We start from the raw sequence: 14,302 nt of genomic DNA, 5'->3' as shown, positions 1-14,302 counted from the left end.
AAATTCAGGGCTTAAATTAACCCACGACCGAACCCTGGTAAAGACTTCGGCAAGCCTTTTCCGAAAAGATCTTCAGTTTTCCGCGCCGAGCAGCCGCTGGCTGCCCAGGACGGAGAGCAGTTCGAGCCGCTCGGCGCTCACGCTGCCCGGCTTCGCGGTGAAAACCAGCAGTAGCTGCTGCTGCTCCAGGTCGTCGAGGAGCTGGCAGTGCAGTTCCAGTTCGCCCACTGCCGGGTGCAGGAACCGCTTCACGCCGACGTGCCTGACCCCGATCTCGTGCTCTTCCCAGAGCCGGCGAAACTCCTCGCTGCCGTCCAGCAGGGCGCGCACGAGGCTTCCAGCCCGCGACTTGTCGCCGTCGACGGCATGGACGGACCGCAGCATCGCCGCCAGCACCCGGCTGTGGTTGGCGCGCGTCGCCTCGTCGGCGTACAGGTCCCGGTCGCCCCCGCGGAGGAACCATCGGTAGGCGGCGCTTCGCTCCAGCCCCTCGAAGCTCGTCAGGTCGCCCTCGAAGGCGATGTCCAGCGGCGTCTGCAGCAAGGTCTCGCCGAGGCGGTTCATCACTTGGGCAGGGGTGTCACCCAGCCGGTCCATGATCCGCAGCAGGCCAGGGTTCACGTGGTCGCCACCGCTGGTCCTCGGTGGCACGCCGTGGCCCGCGAGCACGTAGAGGTGGTCGCGTTCGTCCAGCGTCAACCGGAGTGCCCGCGCTATCGCGGCCAGCATCTCGGTCGACGGTTGGGGACCGCGGCCGCCTTCGAGCCGGCTGTAGTAATCCGTGGACATCACGGCGAGCGCAGCGACCTCTTCGCGCCGCAGGCCCGGAGTACGGCGCCGGCGGCCGCGTGGCAGGCCGATGTCCTCGGGCTGCAGCGCCTCGCGGCGTTTGCGCAGGAAGTCCGACAGTTCCCCGTAGTCCATGACTCCATTGTTCAGCAGCCCGCCGAGTTAGCCACTGCTTGTCAAGCAGTGGCTGAACCGAGCCTGGTTGCCCGGCTCTGATCGATCGAGGCTGGAGCCATGAAAACCACAGGGAACACGATCTTCATCACCGGCGGTACTTCGGGGCTCGGCCTGGGCCTGGCGCTAAGGTTCCACGCGCTCGGCAACAAGGTGATCGTCGGCGGTCGCCGCAAGGAGCTGCTCGACCAGATCGCCGCCGAGCACGAAGGCATCGGCACGGTCGTCCTCGACGTCGACGACCCGGCCTCGATCGAGGCGGCGTACAACGAGGTCACCACCCGCTACCCCGACCTGAACGCCCTGCTCACGATGAGCGGCATCATGCGTCCGGAGAACCTGCTCGATCCCGGCCACCTCGGCACGGCGGAGGCGACCATCACCACGAACCTGCTCGGCACGATCCGTACCGTCGCCCAGTTCACGCCGTACCTGGTGACGAAGCAGGACGCCACGATCCTCACGGTCTCGTCAGGCCTCGCGTTCACTCCACTGGCGCTGACGGCGACCTACAACGCGACGAAGGCCGCCATCCACAGCTACACGCAGAGCCTGCGACTCCAGCTGGCCGGCACCGGCGTCCAGGTGATCGAGCTGATCCCGCCGCACGTCGCGACCACCCTGATGGGCCAGCAGGACGCCCCGACGGCGATGCCGGTCGAAGACTTCCTGACCGAGACGATGGACATCCTCCGCGACCACCCCGACGTCGCGGAGGTCACCGTCCAACGAGTCGGCTTCCTCCGCAACGCCGAACGCGAGAACCGCCTACCGGAAACCATCGCGGCCCTCAACAGCCACTAGTCCGCCAGCGCTTGCTCGATCCGTTCGACCTTGGCAGTGAGCTGGCCGGTGTAGCCGGGGCGGATGTCGGCCTTCAGGACCAGGCTGACCCGGGGTGAGACGGCGGTGACCGCCTCGACGGCCTGCTTCACCACCGCCATCACCTCGTCCCACTCCCCCTCGATATTGGTGAACATCGCGTTGGTCTCGTTCGGCAGGCCGGAGGCGCGAACGATCCGGACCGCCTCGGCGACCGCCTCGCTCACGCCGCCGGTCTCGTCCCCGGCAGCCGGGCTGATGCTGAATGCAACGATCATGCAGCCCAGCCTAGATGTCGTCCTGCAACCTGCCTGCTGCTTCCTCTTCGGCTCGGCGTTCGGCGCCGGTGGTGGTCAGCAGGACCTTCTCCTTGATGAAGAGGACGGCGATCAGCGCGAGCACCGCGAACGGCACCGACATCATGAACAGGTCGGCGGTGGCATCGCCGTACGCGTTCTCGACGACCGTCCGCGCCTGCTCGGGCAGGTCCGCGATGTTCGGCACCGTGCCGCCGCCACCGGACGAGGAGCCGCCTGGGTTCAGCGTCTCGGTGACCTTGTTGGCCAGGATCGCCCCGAGCACGCTGACGCCGATCGTGCCGCCCATACTGCGGAAGAAGCTCACCGCCGACGTCGCGGCACCCAACTCCCGCGCCGGTACGTCGTTCTGCGCGGCGAGCACCAGGTTCTGCATCACCAGGCCGATGCCGACGCCGAGCACCACCATGAAGGTCCACAGCATGTACTTCGATGTGTGCGCGTCGATCGTGCCGAACAGCGCCAGCCCGATCGGCAGCAGCACACTGCCCAGTACCAGGTAGATCTTCCACTTGCCGTACTTCGTGATCAGGCCACCCGCGATGGTGGAGGCGACCATCATGCCGAGGATCAGCGGCAGGCTCATCAGCCCGGCCTTGGTCGGCGAGTAGCCCTGCGCGATCTGGAAGTACTGCGCCAGGAACACCGACCCACCGAACATCGCCAGACCGACCAGCGCGCTCGCGATGATCGACAGCGTCACCGTGCGATTGCGGAACAGGTCCATCGGGATGATCGGCTCCGGGTGCCGGCGCTCGACCAGAACGGCTGCCACCAAGGCCGCCACGGCCGCACCCACCAGCAGGAAGCTCCAGCCGGAGGCCCACTCGAACTTGTTGCCCGCGAACGAGGACCAGACGAGCAGCGTGCTCACCCCGGCGGTGATCAGGAACGCACCCCACCAGTCGATCTTCACCTCACGCCGTACGGTCGGCAGCTTCAGCGTCCGTTGCAGCAGGACGATCGCGGCCAGCACGAACGGCACGCCGACCAGGAAGCACGCCCGCCAGCCCAGCGGCGAATCGACCAGGAAGCCACCCAGGAGCGGCCCGCCGACAGTCGCCGACGCGAAGATGGCGCCGAAGATCCCGGAGTACCGGCCGAGCTCGCGCGGCGGGATGATGGCCGCCATCACGATCTGCACCAGCGCCGTCAGACCACCGGCGCCCAATCCCTGCAGCACCCGGCTGCCGAGCAGTACTTCGATGTTCGGGGCGAACCCGGCCACCAGCGAGCCGACCACGAAGAAGCTCAGCGACAACTGGACCAGCAGCTTGTTGTTGTAGAGGTCGGCGAGCTTGCCCCACAAGGGCACGGTGGCCGTCATCGTCAGCAGTTCGAGGGTGACCACCCAGGTGTACGACGACTGGCTCGCGCCGAGGTCGTGGATGATCCGCGGCAACGCGGTCGAGACGACCGTACCGGCCAGGATCGCGACGAACATGCCCATCATCAGGCCGGAGATGGCCTGGATCGTCTGTCGCGGCGTCAATGCCGCGGCAGACGTGGTCTCCTCGGCCGAAGTCGTCGTCATCAAGACCCTTTCTGTACGTCCGGACCCGGCGCGAACTCCGGGTCGATGCCTTGGGCAAGTAGTTGGAACGCCTGGTCGACCAGCTCGGCGGGCGGCCGGTCCGGGGTCTGCTTGTGCAGCTCCATCGCGACCCGGCAGGCGGCGCCGGCCGTGCTGACGACGAGCATCGCCCGGAGTGGATCGCCGATCCGCTCGGCCAGCGCGGCGGACATCTGCCGCTCGTCGTCGAGGCTCGACAACATCAAGTGGTAAAGCAGATTCGGCGCGCCCATGATCAGCTCACCGCGCCGCGACAACTCACCTTCGCTGATTAGGTCGCGCAGCACCGCGTGCACGATCAGCCACATCGTCGTCAACGGCGACTGGTCGGCCGGCGCCGTCCGGATCCGCTCCAGCGCACTGGCCAGATGCTCCGGATCGCGGCCGAGGATGGCGTGCTCCTTGTGCGAGAAGTAGTTGAAGAAGGTCCGCACCGAGACGTCGGCCGCCTCGCTGATCTCCTCGACCGTGACGTTGTCCGGCCCCTTCTCCAGCGCCAGCCGGAGCGCCGCCGCGGTCAGTGCCGCGCGGGTCTCCCGCTTCTTCCGCTCCCGCCGGCCAGGCGCGGCGGTCTCCTCGATCTCCATCACGCCTCAACCGTACTCAAACTTGCAGTTAGTGCAAATTACTATTGGTGCAACTTTGCAGAACTGCATGAAAGGGCACGTGACGCTGGTCACCAGGGCTGCTACGGAAGGCATTCGAGCGGCTACGGTGCGTCGATGCGCCTTTTGGAGACTGACCCGTCCATTATGTCCCGCCGCCGGTTCGCCGGCCTGACCGCCTTCACCTCCGCCGCCGCCCTCGGCCTCACCCGGATCAGCACCGCCCGCGCCGCCGCCTCACCGGCCAAGCGCGACTTCGTCCCCGCCGTAGTGGTCGGCACCGGATACGGCTCGTCCGTCACCGCCCTGCGCCTCGGCGAGGCCGGCATCACCACGACGATGCTCGAGCTGGGCCAGTTGTGGAACAAACCCGGCAAGGACGGCAAGATCTTCTGCTCGACCCTGAACCCCGACTCCCGCTCGATGTGGTTCAGCCGCCGCACCAAAGCCCCGCTCGACACCTTCCTGTGGCTCGACGTGGTCAACCGCGACATCGGTACGCCGTACGCCGGCGTGCTCGACCGGATCGACTTCCCCAACATGGGCGTCTACGTCGGCCGTGGCGTCGGCGGCGGCTCGCTCGTCAACGGCGGGATGGCGCCGACCCCGAAGCGCGCGTACTTCGAGAAGATGCTGCCGCGCGTCGACGCCGGCCAGATGTACAAGCGGTACTTCCCGCTCGCCAACAGGATGCTCGGCGTGAACACGATCGACCCGCGCTACCTCGAGCAGACCCCGGTCTACCGCTATGCGCGCGTGTCCCGCCGGCACGCGCACCAGGCCGGGTTCAAGACGACCGTGATCCCGAACGTCTACGACTTCCGTTATCTGCAACGCGAAGAGCGCCGGCAGGTGCCGAGGTCCGCGCTGGCCGGCGAGGTCATCTACGGCAACAACCACGGCAAACAGAGCCTCGACAAGACCTACCTAGCGGACGCGGTCGGCACCGGCAACGTGACGATCCAGACCCTCACCCGGGTCACCGCGATCCGCCAGGACAAGACCGGGTACGTACTGACCATCGAGCGAATCGATGCCTCCGGCAAGGTTCTGCGCCGCAGCGAGCTGGGCTGCCAACACCTCTTCCTCGGCGCCGGCAGCATCGGTACCACCGAACTCCTGCTCAGGGCCCGCGAAACCGACGCCCTGCCCAACCTCTCCGCGACGATCGGCACCGGCTGGGGCAGCAACGGCAACGTGATGACGTCCCGCGCCAACCACCTGTGGGACCCGACCGGCTTGCTCCAGTCGACGATCCCGACGCTTGCCATCGACAACTGGAACGACCCGATCCACCCGGCCTTCGCGGAGATCGCGCCGTTGCCGATCGGCATCGAGACCTGGGCCAGCCTCTACCTGGCGATCACGGCCAGCCCCGAGCGCGGCCGGTTCAGCTACAACTCTTCAACCGATCGAGCCGAGCTGCACTGGGGTGCGACGCAGAGCGACCCGTCGATCGCGACGGCCCGGGCGCTGTTCGACCGGATCAACCGCGCGATCGGTACGACGTACCGGCACGATCTGTTCGGCCGCAACCGGGAGTTCGCGGCCGACTTCTGCTATCACCCGCTCGGTGGTTGCGTGCTGGGCAAGGCAACCGACGACTACGGCCGGGTCCGCGGCTACCGCAACCTCTACGTGACGGACGGTTCACTCATCCCCGGCTCGATCGGCGTCAACCCGTTCGTCACCATCACGGCCCTCGCCGAACGCAACATCGCCCGGGTGATCGCCACCGACCTGCGGACCTGACGACCTCGCCACGGCCGCCTGACGAGATCACCACCGACCGGTCGTGACCGGGTTATACGCTCGGGCCTCATGACCTCGACTGCCACGGATCTGGCCCCCACCGGCGTACTGCGCGCCTCGATCAACCTGGGTAATCCGGTGCTCGCCCAGGGCACCCCGTCGGAGCCGACTGGGATCACAGTCGACCTCGCTCGGGAGATCGCGGCGCGCCTCGGCGTGCCGGTGGAGTTCCTGTGCTTCGACGCGGCGCGGAAGTCGTTCGAGGCGATGACGTCCGGTGCGGCGGACCTCTGCTTCCTGGCCATCGACCCGGCGCGGGAGGCAGAGGTCGCCTTCACCGCGCCGTACGTCGTCATCGAAGGCGTCTACGCCGTGCCGCGGGACTCGCCGCTCAAGACGGTCGCCGACGTGGACAGCCCGGGCGTGCGGATCGGTGTGAAGCAGGGGTCGGCGTACGACCTCTATCTGACCCGCACCCTGCAGCACGCGACAGTGGTCCGCGGTGTTGAAGGTACGGACGTCTTCCGGGCAGAGTCTTTGGAGGCAGCCGCCGGCATTCGGCAGCCGATCACGGCCTTTGTCGAGGCGAACGACGACGTCCGGCTGATCGAGGAGCGGTTCATGCAGATCCAGCAGGCGGTCGGTACGACGAAGAACCGGCAGCCGGAGACCGTTCAGTTCCTCAGCGAGCTGGTCGAGGAGTTGAAGGCGAGCGGGTTCGTGGCCGAGTCGCTCAAGCGGGCCGGTCAGTCCGACGCCACGGTCGCACCCTAGGGATCCACGCGGGGACGGCCTTGCAGTACTCGTCGTACTGGGGGCCGTAGCGCTCACGTAGTACGGGCTCTTCGTACCACCGCACGAAGGACGCCATCGTCGCCCAAGCGGCGATCGCGTAGCCGAGCAGAGCCAGGTCGAGGAAGAGCAGTGCCTGGCCCAGGATGATCGCCACCACGCCGACGTACATGGGATTGCGGACGAAGCGGAAGTCGCCGCCGATCACCAGGCGCTCGGTCGGGGCGATCGGCGCGGGGGTGCCGTGACCCTCGCGCACGAAGCGGATGAAGGCGCGCACTACGACGAGCAGGCCCGCGATGATCAGCAGGGCTGCCGGCCAGAAGGCCGGATCCTCCCAGCCGCTGATCCACCACGGGATCAGCCCGGCGACCACGCACGGTGCGGCGAAGAAGAACAGCGTGCTGCCGAGCGCCGCCTTAATCATTGGCGAGCCTCGCGATGACGCGATCGGAGAGATCGCAGAAGGTCTGCAGCTCGGCCGGCGTGAGGTCGGCGAACCAGTCCGCGACCGCCGCGAAGTCACCGGCGTCCCTCTCCTTCCAGAAGGCCGCGCTGTGATTAGTTGCTGAGAGCAACTTGCGGCGCTTGTCGGCCGGGTCCGGCTCGACCTGCAGGAGATCCTTGCGGACCAGGGCGGCGACGATCTGGGCGACGTTCTGATGAGTACTGCCGAGGGCTGCCGCGGCTTCGGCCAGCGATGGCTTGCCGGCTGCCACGACAACGGTGATCAACGCGGCCTGCTGGGTGGTCAGGCCGTCCTCGCGGAGTCGCTCGTCCATCGCGTAGCGCAGTCGCTGCGCCAGCGTGAGCGTGGTCCTGAAGGCCCGGATCGACGGCTCGAGCGCCGAGTCCGGGCCGATCCCCAGCAGGTCTTCGGTCTTGTCGCGCGGTGACATAGGCAATATATTACCTATCATTGTCCGAAGGGGGCAAGACCGTGATCTGCTTACTGCCGCACTGCGCCTACCTGTCCGAGACCTCGCGGATGCTCGAGCTCCACCGCGCTCTGACCGAGCTCGGCGTCCCGGTCCGCGTCGCCACCCATGGCGGTCCGCACGAACGCCTGCTCGCCGGGGTCCCGTACGACGTATTGGGTCCTGGCCTGTCGCCGGGGCGGGCGGCGCGCTTCGTCGGATCGGCTGTGGGGCTTGGGGATCCGGGGCAGAGCATGTACGACGATGAGGAGATCCGGTCGTATGTGCTGGCGGAGGCCGAGTACTTCCGGGCACAGGGGATCAGCGTCGTGGTTACCGGTTTTACGCTGACCTCATTACTGTCGTCGCGGCTGTCCGGAGTACGGGTGGTGACCGAGCATGCGGGGAGCTTCGTGCCGCCGGTGTTCGAGCGGCACCTTCCGCCGGACCGGAAGCCGGGCGAGATGGACGCCTATTGCTCCGGCTTCAACCGGGTCGCCGATTCCCTTGGCATACAAGGCATTCCCAGCCTGGCGGCGCTGCTGTTGGGCGACCTCTCGCTGGTACCGGAGGTCGCCGAAGTCTTGGGTCTCTCCGCCGCCGAGCTGGCCGCCTGGGATCCGGCCCGCGATCCCGGCTACCGCCCGAACTCCCGGCTGGCCGCCGTCGGCCCGCTCTTCGCGCACCTCGACATCCCACTCCCCGATCGAGTCCAGAGGTTCCTCAACCAGCCCGGCCCGATCATCTACCTCGCGATGACCTCGACTCCAGCTGAACAGGTCCGCGCCGCGATCGCCGCGCTCAGCACCCTCGACGCCCGCATCCTCGTCGCCGGAACCATCCATGACCTGACCGACCTGGCGACCGGCCGCATCTTGATCGAAGGCATCCTCCCCAGCCACCTGGTCATGCCCCAGGTCGACCTCGCCGTCACCACCGGCGGCCAAGGCAGCGTTCAGACCGCGATGGCCAGCGGCACACCACTCCTCGGCATCCCGCTGCATCCGGAGCAGGCCCTCAACGTCGCCCTGGTCGAGCGCCTCGGCGCCGCCCGGCGCGCATCCCCCACCGACGACCTCGCCACCCTGGCCGCGCAGATGCTCGCCGACAAGTCGCACGCAGCCGCGGCCGAACGCATCCAGAAGCTGTACGCCGCCGTCGACGGCCCAGCCGAGGCCGCCGAACTCATCGCCGCGGTGAGCTGACTCACCCGCCCTGGATATACATAGCATTCCTATGTATAGTTGTCTTACGTGATCGCTTCGACAGATCTTTCTCAGCTCGGGGTCGACGTCGTCGTCGCCTCGGCGCGGTTGACCCGGCTGGCCAGCCGGGATGTGAGCGCGTTGCCGCATGCGGCGATGCGGCTGATGGGCCGGCTCGACGAGCTCGGGCCGACCCGGATCAGCGAGCTCGCCAAGGCGGACCGGTGTTCCCAGCCGACGATGTCCAACCTGGTCCAGCGCCAGGAGGAGAACGGCTGGGTACGCCGGGAGCCCGACCCCGCCGACTCCCGCGCCAGCCTGATCAGCCTCACCCCGGCGGGCCGCGCCGAGCTCGACCGCGCCCGCCACGAAGCCGGCGAGGCCATTGCCGCCCGGCTCCGATTGCTGGCGCCTGAAGACATTGAAACCCTTCGGGCGGCGGTCACCGTCATCCACCGAATTCTCAAGCCCTCGGAGGAGAGCAACCGGTGAGCAACTCATTCCTGAAGCAACCCAAGTCCGTCTGGGCGGTCGCGTTCGCGTGTGTGATCGCGTTCATGGGCATCGGTCTGGTCGACCCGATCCTCAAGCCGATCGCCGAGCAACTGCACGCGAGCCCGTCCCAGGTGTCGCTGCTCTTCACCAGCTACATGGCGGTGATCGGCGTCGCGATGCTGATCACCGGCGCGGTCTCCAGCCGGATCGGCGCCAAGCGCACACTGCTGATCGGCCTGGCCATCATCGTCGTCTTCAGCGCGTTGGCCGGCCTGTCCAACTCGATCGGCATGATCGTTGCGTTCCGCGCGGGCTGGGGTCTGGGCAACGCCCTCTTCATCGCCACCGCGCTGGCCACCATCGTCAACTCCGCCAGCGGTTCCGTCGCCCAGGCGATCATCCTGTACGAAGCGGCGCTCGGCGTCGGTATCGCGGCCGGCCCGCTCGTCGGCGGTGAGCTCGGCACGATCTCCTGGCGTGGACCGTTCTTCGGCGTCGCGGTACTGATGACGATCGCGCTCGCTGCCACGGCGTTCCTGCTGCCCGCTTCGCCGCCCGCTCCCCGGCGTACGTCGATCATCGAACCGCTGAAAGCACTACGGCACCGGTCGCTCGCCACCGTCGCGGTCACCGCGCTGCTCTACAACTTCGGCTTCTTCACCCTGCTCGCGTTCACCCCGTTCCCGTTGGGCATGTCGGCCCGCCAGATCGGCCTGATCTTCTTCGGCTGGGGCATCGGCCTCGCCCTCACCTCGGTCTTCGCCGCACCCCGCCTGCAACGCCGCTTCGGCACCCTGCCCGTCGTGATGACGTCACTCCTCCTGTTCGCCGCGGACCTGGCCCTCATGGGCCTCTACGCCCACCACCCGCCGGTACTGGCCGTAGGCGTAATCGTCGCCGGCCTCTTCCTGGGAGTGAATAACACCCTCATCACCGAAGCAGTCATGGCAGCCGCCCCCGTCGAACGCGGCACCGCCTCCGCCGCCTACAGCTTCGTCCGCTTCTCCGGCGGCGCCGTAGCCCCGTGGCTCGCAGGCAAACTAGGCGAAGAAATCAACGTCCAGATCCCCTTCTGGGTAGGCGCTTTCGCAGTACTACTCGCAGTAGGCGTCCTGGCCACCGGCTGGAAACCCCTAGCCCACCTCCGCACCCCCACCCCCCACTCCGAATCCGAAGCCACCACCCTCACCACCGCCGACGCCTGATCACTCGCGGCCGCCGAGCAGGCTGAGGGGTGGTGGCTTGGTTGCTAGCCAGGTGGTGACGGCGGCGGTCGCTCCGACGACGGCCAGGGAGCTACTGAGGATCAAGGCCAAGAGGTGCCAAGGGATGGCTACTACGGCGGTGCCGTAGGTGTTGGCGGTGCCGGTTGCGATGCCGGCTAGGGCGGCGGCGGCGACCAGGCAGCCTAGGAGTATGCCGACTAGGACGACTGTCAGGGATTCGAGCAGGGCGACCAGGAGGACTTGGGGTCTGGTCAGGCCGGCCATTCTGGCTAGGGCGAACTCGCGGCGGCGGTCGGCGGCGGCCATGACGATCGCGTTGACGACGGCGACTGCGGCGTAGATGCCGGCCAGGCCCATCAGTACGGCGAAGATGCCGGTGTTGCCGCGTTGCTGGGCCTGACCGCGAGCTTCTGCCCAGTCGGCCACTGAGCTGCCACCCAGCCGTCGGGTAGCTGCCGCATGGTCGGTGCCGTTGGCAAGTTTCACCAGGGTCTCGGTGCGGCCGGACGGTGTCAGGGCGCGGGGGACGAAGAAGTTGTCGCCGACGTCGAGGGTCTCGGGTAGGACGGCGACCACCGTCAGCTTCGCGGGGCGGCCCTGGATTGTTGCCGCAAGCACCGATCCCAGCCGGTAGCCCTCGGCGCTCATGCCTGGGCCGATCGCGATCGTCGCGCCGGTCAGCCGGTCGAGTGAGCCCTTGCGAGGGCGGAGCTTGTGGGTGCGCTGCCAGGCGGCCGGGTCGATGCCGATCGCCTCGGAGTACGTGGTCCTGCGGTTGTGGCGGACGGTGATCGGCACGCTCGTCTGTGGCGACGCGACGGCGATGTCCGCGGCGGGTGGGACCTCACCAGGCACTACGAGGTCCGCGGTGATCAGTTGGCGCTGCTCCTCGCCGACCGCCTTGGCGAGTGACCCGAAGGTCCCCCATAGGCCGAGCAGCAAGCCGACCAGGACGATCAGCGGTGCAGCCGTGGCCGCACTTCGGCGTACGGCATGGAGGACGTTGGCGCGGGCCAGGTCGGCGACCACGCTTCCGCGCAGTACGAGCGCGGGAAGCCGGCCGACCCACGGTACGACGATCGGACTCAGCTGGCTCAGCGCCACCGAACCGCTGACCATCACCAGCAACGCGATGGTCAACCCAGCGACCAGATCACCGGCCGCCTGAGCGATGGCCACCAGCGCCGCCGTCGACGCCGCCGCCGACAACCCCCAGAACCACCGCCAGCCGGTCATCACCGGCCTGCCCTCCGGGAGGTCCGACAACGCCTCCAACGCGCTGATCCGCGACGCCCGCCAGGCTGCGGCGAACACACCCACCACGGCTGTACTCACGCCGACGATCGCAGCGGCGTACAGGGCTCCCGGATCCCAAGGTGCGGTGAACCACTGCGGCAACATCCCCAAGGAAACAAGGAGTTTCGACTGCACGAAGGTGCCCAGCAGACCAACCGGTACGCCGACCGCCGTCCCCACCAGCCCGAGCAGTACCGCCTCACCGAGAAGCATCATCCGAAGGCTGCCGCGTTGCGCGCCGACCAGTCGCAGCAACGCGAGCTCTCGCCGCCGCTGGACAACGGTGAAGCCGAACGTCGTACTGACGATGAACACGGTCAGGAAGGCCGCCAGCATCACCGCCATCCCCAGCAACGTCGCCGCACCCGAGTACCCGTCGCGGATGTGCGCCCGCTCGACTCCCGTCAGCCCAGCCGGTAGTACAGGCCGGTCCGTCGCCGCCATCACCTGCAGCGCCGACTGCACCAGTCCCGCACCGAGCGCCACCGCAACCACCGCCCCGGCGAACAACTGCCACCGGTCACGAACCGCACCCCAGGAAATCCTCAGCACGACGACCACTCAACCGCCCGGCGCGCTCGAACACCCTCCCCCGAACGCCCGTCCCCGGTAGCGCCCGCGCGACCGCGACCATACCAAACAGTATGGTATGGTCCCTGCATGGTGGCTCAGAAGGAGTGGCTCGAGGCTGGGTTGAAGGTGCTGGCGAGCGAGGGGTCGCCGGCGTTGACGATCGAGCGACTCACCAGCGAGCTGGGGTTGAGCAAAGGGTCGTACTATCACCATTTCAAAGGGGCGGGCGGCTTTCGGACCGCCTTGCTCGAGTACTTCGAGAAGCGGTTCACCACGCGGTTGATCGATACCGTGGAGCAGCGGCCCGAGGCCGATGCGGCGACCAAGCTGACCCAGTTGATGGAGCTGGTGCTGGCCGACGCGGATCACGTCCGGCTCGAGATCGCCGTCCGGGCCTGGGCTCTGCAGGATCCCGAGGCGAGAGCCGCGCAGGAGCGGGTCGACCACGCCAGGACCGCTTATCTACAAGAGCTTTGCCGCGGGATCAATGCGGTCAAGGAGCCCGAGCACCTCGCCCGGTTGCTCTACCTGATCCTGATCGGTGCCGAGCAGGTCGTACCACCGGTCCCGGCGACCGAGTTGCGCGCGCTGTACGCGACCACGTTGACCCTGGCGACCGGCAAACCGTTCCTCACCTAAGGAGCCCGCCATGCCGACGTACACCGATCTCCCCGAACTAGCCGATCTCCTGCCCGAAGCCGACGTCATCGACGTGAAGACGGCGATCGGGCCGGTGACGCTACGCGAGTTCACGGCCGGCGCCCTGAGCCTCGAGTCCCGGGCGGGACAAGCACTCTTCGCACTCCGGGTCCCAGTGGCCAAGCTGATGCGACTCCAGATGACCGGCATGCCTTCCAGGACAAGACTCCGGCCCGAAGACGTCAGCTTCACCCCAGGCGACCAGCTCGCCTTCTTCACGGTCGACCGCGGCGAGGAAGAGCACTACCTCCTGCTGAAGGTCACCGACAACCACCTGTTCGCCTACCTCGCGATCATCGTCGACGACTCGGGGCCGGTCCGCGCTTTCAAGGTCGTCACTCTCGTCCACTACCTCCGCGGCGCCGGCCGCCTTTATTACAACCTGATCCGCCCCTTCCACCACGTCGCCATCCGCTTCATGTGCCGCTCGGGCGTCAACTACCGCAGGTGAGTCAGCAGGGCGGTGAAGTCCGCGTGGTTGTAGGGGCGGGCACCGATCAATGACTGGAGCAGGATGCCGTCGAGGGCTGCTACCAGCAGGCTCGCTTTCTGTGGGTTCGTGGTGAAGTTGCGCGCGATCTGAGTGAGAGGCTCGAGCCAGGCAGCAGCGGCTTCGCGGAGGGCGGGGCGGCGGGCGGCCAGGAGATACAGCTCGTACTCCGCCAGCGTCCGGCCTCGTCGATAGACCAAGCAGTGCTCGATCAACCGCGCCAGCTCGTCGGCCGGGCGAGCGCCCATCTCGTTGACGCGCTCATGGAGTTCGGCTGCCAGGTCGTCGGCCGCCCAGGTCAGCGCCGCCACGAGCAGGTCGTCGAGCGAGGTGAAGTGGTAGGTCGTCGACGCCAGCGAGACCCCGGCCTCGGCGGCCACCGCTCGATGGCTGACCCCGGCGACACCTTCCCGCTCGATCACGGCCAGCGTCGCCGTCAACAACTCCACTCGCCGCGCTCGCCCCCGTACGCGCCGCCCGTCAGCAACCTTCACCAGCACGCCCTCCTGACCTGCTCGAACAGCAAACTAACAGGACAGACGTACTGATTGTTTTTCACCCCCGGAATCGGCTGGAT

General features: G+C 67.6%; 16 protein-coding genes. 8 read left to right on the top strand and 8 right to left on the bottom strand.

What is annotated here, in order from left to right; genetic code table 11:
- Positions 1 to 72: 72 nt before the first annotated feature.
- The gene (locus ACIA12_RS26020) at positions 73 to 924 is read right to left on the bottom strand and encodes a helix-turn-helix transcriptional regulator (RefSeq protein WP_396369692.1); all 852 of its coding nucleotides are present in this window, start codon (positions 922 to 924) and stop codon (positions 73 to 75) included.
- Positions 925 to 1,023: 99 nt separating this feature from the next.
- On the opposite strand from ACIA12_RS26020, the gene ACIA12_RS26015 reads away from it, so the two are divergent.
- The gene (locus ACIA12_RS26015; protein ID WP_396369691.1) at positions 1,024 to 1,767 is read left to right on the top strand and encodes an SDR family oxidoreductase; all 744 of its coding nucleotides are present in this window, start codon (positions 1,024 to 1,026) and stop codon (positions 1,765 to 1,767) included.
- On the opposite strand, the gene ACIA12_RS26010 is transcribed toward ACIA12_RS26015, so the two are convergent.
- The 3 genes from ACIA12_RS26010 to ACIA12_RS26000 are packed head-to-tail and all read right to left on the bottom strand — an operon-like array spanning position 1,764 to position 4,262.
- The gene (locus ACIA12_RS26010) at positions 1,764 to 2,063 is read right to left on the bottom strand and encodes a thiamine-binding protein (protein WP_343975375.1); all 300 of its coding nucleotides are present in this window, start codon (positions 2,061 to 2,063) and stop codon (positions 1,764 to 1,766) included. The two genes, ACIA12_RS26015 and ACIA12_RS26010, sit on opposite strands and share 4 nt — an antisense overlap.
- A 10-nt stretch (positions 2,064 to 2,073) precedes the next feature.
- Positions 2,074 to 3,636, bottom strand: a complete 1,563-nt coding sequence (locus ACIA12_RS26005) for an MDR family MFS transporter (RefSeq protein WP_396369690.1) — start codon at positions 3,634 to 3,636, stop codon at positions 2,074 to 2,076.
- Positions 3,636 to 4,262 (bottom strand): TetR family transcriptional regulator, encoded by a 627-nt coding sequence (locus ACIA12_RS26000; protein WP_396370423.1) that lies wholly within the window; start codon positions 4,260 to 4,262, stop codon positions 3,636 to 3,638. The genes ACIA12_RS26005 and ACIA12_RS26000 overlap by 1 nt, the downstream gene beginning before the upstream one ends.
- A gap of 135 nt (positions 4,263 to 4,397) precedes the next feature.
- On the opposite strand from ACIA12_RS26000, the gene ACIA12_RS25995 reads away from it, so the two are divergent.
- Both ACIA12_RS25995 and ACIA12_RS25990 read left to right on the top strand, forming a co-directional pair.
- Positions 4,398 to 6,032, top strand: coding sequence for a GMC oxidoreductase (locus ACIA12_RS25995; RefSeq protein WP_396369689.1), 1,635 nt, complete (start codon positions 4,398 to 4,400; stop codon positions 6,030 to 6,032).
- A 69-nt stretch (positions 6,033 to 6,101) separates the two neighbouring features.
- Positions 6,102 to 6,806, top strand: a complete 705-nt coding sequence (locus tag ACIA12_RS25990) for a transporter substrate-binding domain-containing protein (RefSeq protein WP_396369688.1) — start codon at positions 6,102 to 6,104, stop codon at positions 6,804 to 6,806.
- Here ACIA12_RS25990 and ACIA12_RS25985 read toward each other — a convergent pair.
- Complete coding sequence (locus ACIA12_RS25985; protein ID WP_396369687.1) at positions 6,766 to 7,251, bottom strand: methyltransferase family protein; 486 nt, start codon at positions 7,249 to 7,251, stop codon at positions 6,766 to 6,768. The two genes, ACIA12_RS25990 and ACIA12_RS25985, sit on opposite strands and share 41 nt — an antisense overlap.
- Positions 7,244 to 7,723 (bottom strand): MarR family winged helix-turn-helix transcriptional regulator, encoded by a 480-nt coding sequence (locus ACIA12_RS25980; RefSeq protein WP_396369686.1) that lies wholly within the window; start codon positions 7,721 to 7,723, stop codon positions 7,244 to 7,246. The genes ACIA12_RS25985 and ACIA12_RS25980 overlap by 8 nt, the downstream gene beginning before the upstream one ends.
- A gap of 41 nt (positions 7,724 to 7,764) precedes the next feature.
- Here ACIA12_RS25980 and ACIA12_RS25975 point away from each other — a divergent pair, with 41 nt between their 5' ends.
- Genes ACIA12_RS25975 through ACIA12_RS25965 form a run of 3 tightly spaced genes read left to right on the top strand, consistent with a single transcriptional unit; the run spans position 7,765 to position 10,646 of the window.
- Positions 7,765 to 8,946 carry a glycosyltransferase gene (locus tag ACIA12_RS25975; RefSeq protein WP_396369685.1) on the top strand — a complete coding sequence of 394 codons (1,182 nt, stop codon included), beginning with the start codon at positions 7,765 to 7,767 and terminating at the stop codon, positions 8,944 to 8,946.
- Between the two features lie 48 nt (positions 8,947 to 8,994).
- Positions 8,995 to 9,438: a MarR family winged helix-turn-helix transcriptional regulator gene (locus ACIA12_RS25970; protein ID WP_396369684.1), complete on the top strand. Its 444-nt coding sequence runs from the start codon at positions 8,995 to 8,997 to the stop codon at positions 9,436 to 9,438.
- The gene (locus ACIA12_RS25965) at positions 9,435 to 10,646 is read left to right on the top strand and encodes an MFS transporter (protein ID WP_396369683.1); all 1,212 of its coding nucleotides are present in this window, start codon (positions 9,435 to 9,437) and stop codon (positions 10,644 to 10,646) included. Before ACIA12_RS25970 ends, ACIA12_RS25965 begins: the two co-directional genes overlap by 4 nt.
- Here the strand turns inward: ACIA12_RS25965 and ACIA12_RS25960 are convergent, their stop codons facing one another.
- Positions 10,647 to 12,515, bottom strand: coding sequence for an FtsX-like permease family protein (locus ACIA12_RS25960; RefSeq protein WP_396369682.1), 1,869 nt, complete (start codon positions 12,513 to 12,515; stop codon positions 10,647 to 10,649).
- A gap of 108 nt (positions 12,516 to 12,623) precedes the next feature.
- On the opposite strand from ACIA12_RS25960, the gene ACIA12_RS25955 reads away from it, so the two are divergent.
- Together ACIA12_RS25955 and ACIA12_RS25950 are read left to right on the top strand one after the other, a co-directional pair.
- Complete coding sequence (locus ACIA12_RS25955; protein ID WP_396369681.1) at positions 12,624 to 13,175, top strand: TetR/AcrR family transcriptional regulator; 552 nt, start codon at positions 12,624 to 12,626, stop codon at positions 13,173 to 13,175.
- Positions 13,176 to 13,185: 10 nt separating this feature from the next.
- Complete coding sequence (locus ACIA12_RS25950; RefSeq protein ID WP_396369680.1) at positions 13,186 to 13,686, top strand: DUF2867 domain-containing protein; 501 nt, start codon at positions 13,186 to 13,188, stop codon at positions 13,684 to 13,686.
- On the opposite strand, the gene ACIA12_RS25945 is transcribed toward ACIA12_RS25950, so the two are convergent.
- The gene (locus tag ACIA12_RS25945) at positions 13,674 to 14,219 is read right to left on the bottom strand and encodes a TetR/AcrR family transcriptional regulator (RefSeq protein WP_396369679.1); all 546 of its coding nucleotides are present in this window, start codon (positions 14,217 to 14,219) and stop codon (positions 13,674 to 13,676) included. The genes ACIA12_RS25950 and ACIA12_RS25945 overlap by 13 nt on opposite strands.
- Positions 14,220 to 14,302: the final 83 nt, after the last annotated feature.

The organism is Kribbella sp. NPDC051620, assembly GCF_044453825.1.
GTDB lineage: Bacteria > Actinomycetota > Actinomycetes > Propionibacteriales > Kribbellaceae > Kribbella.
The sequence above is the reverse complement of the archived record's forward strand: the minus strand, read 5'-3'. Positions and strand labels throughout refer to the sequence as shown.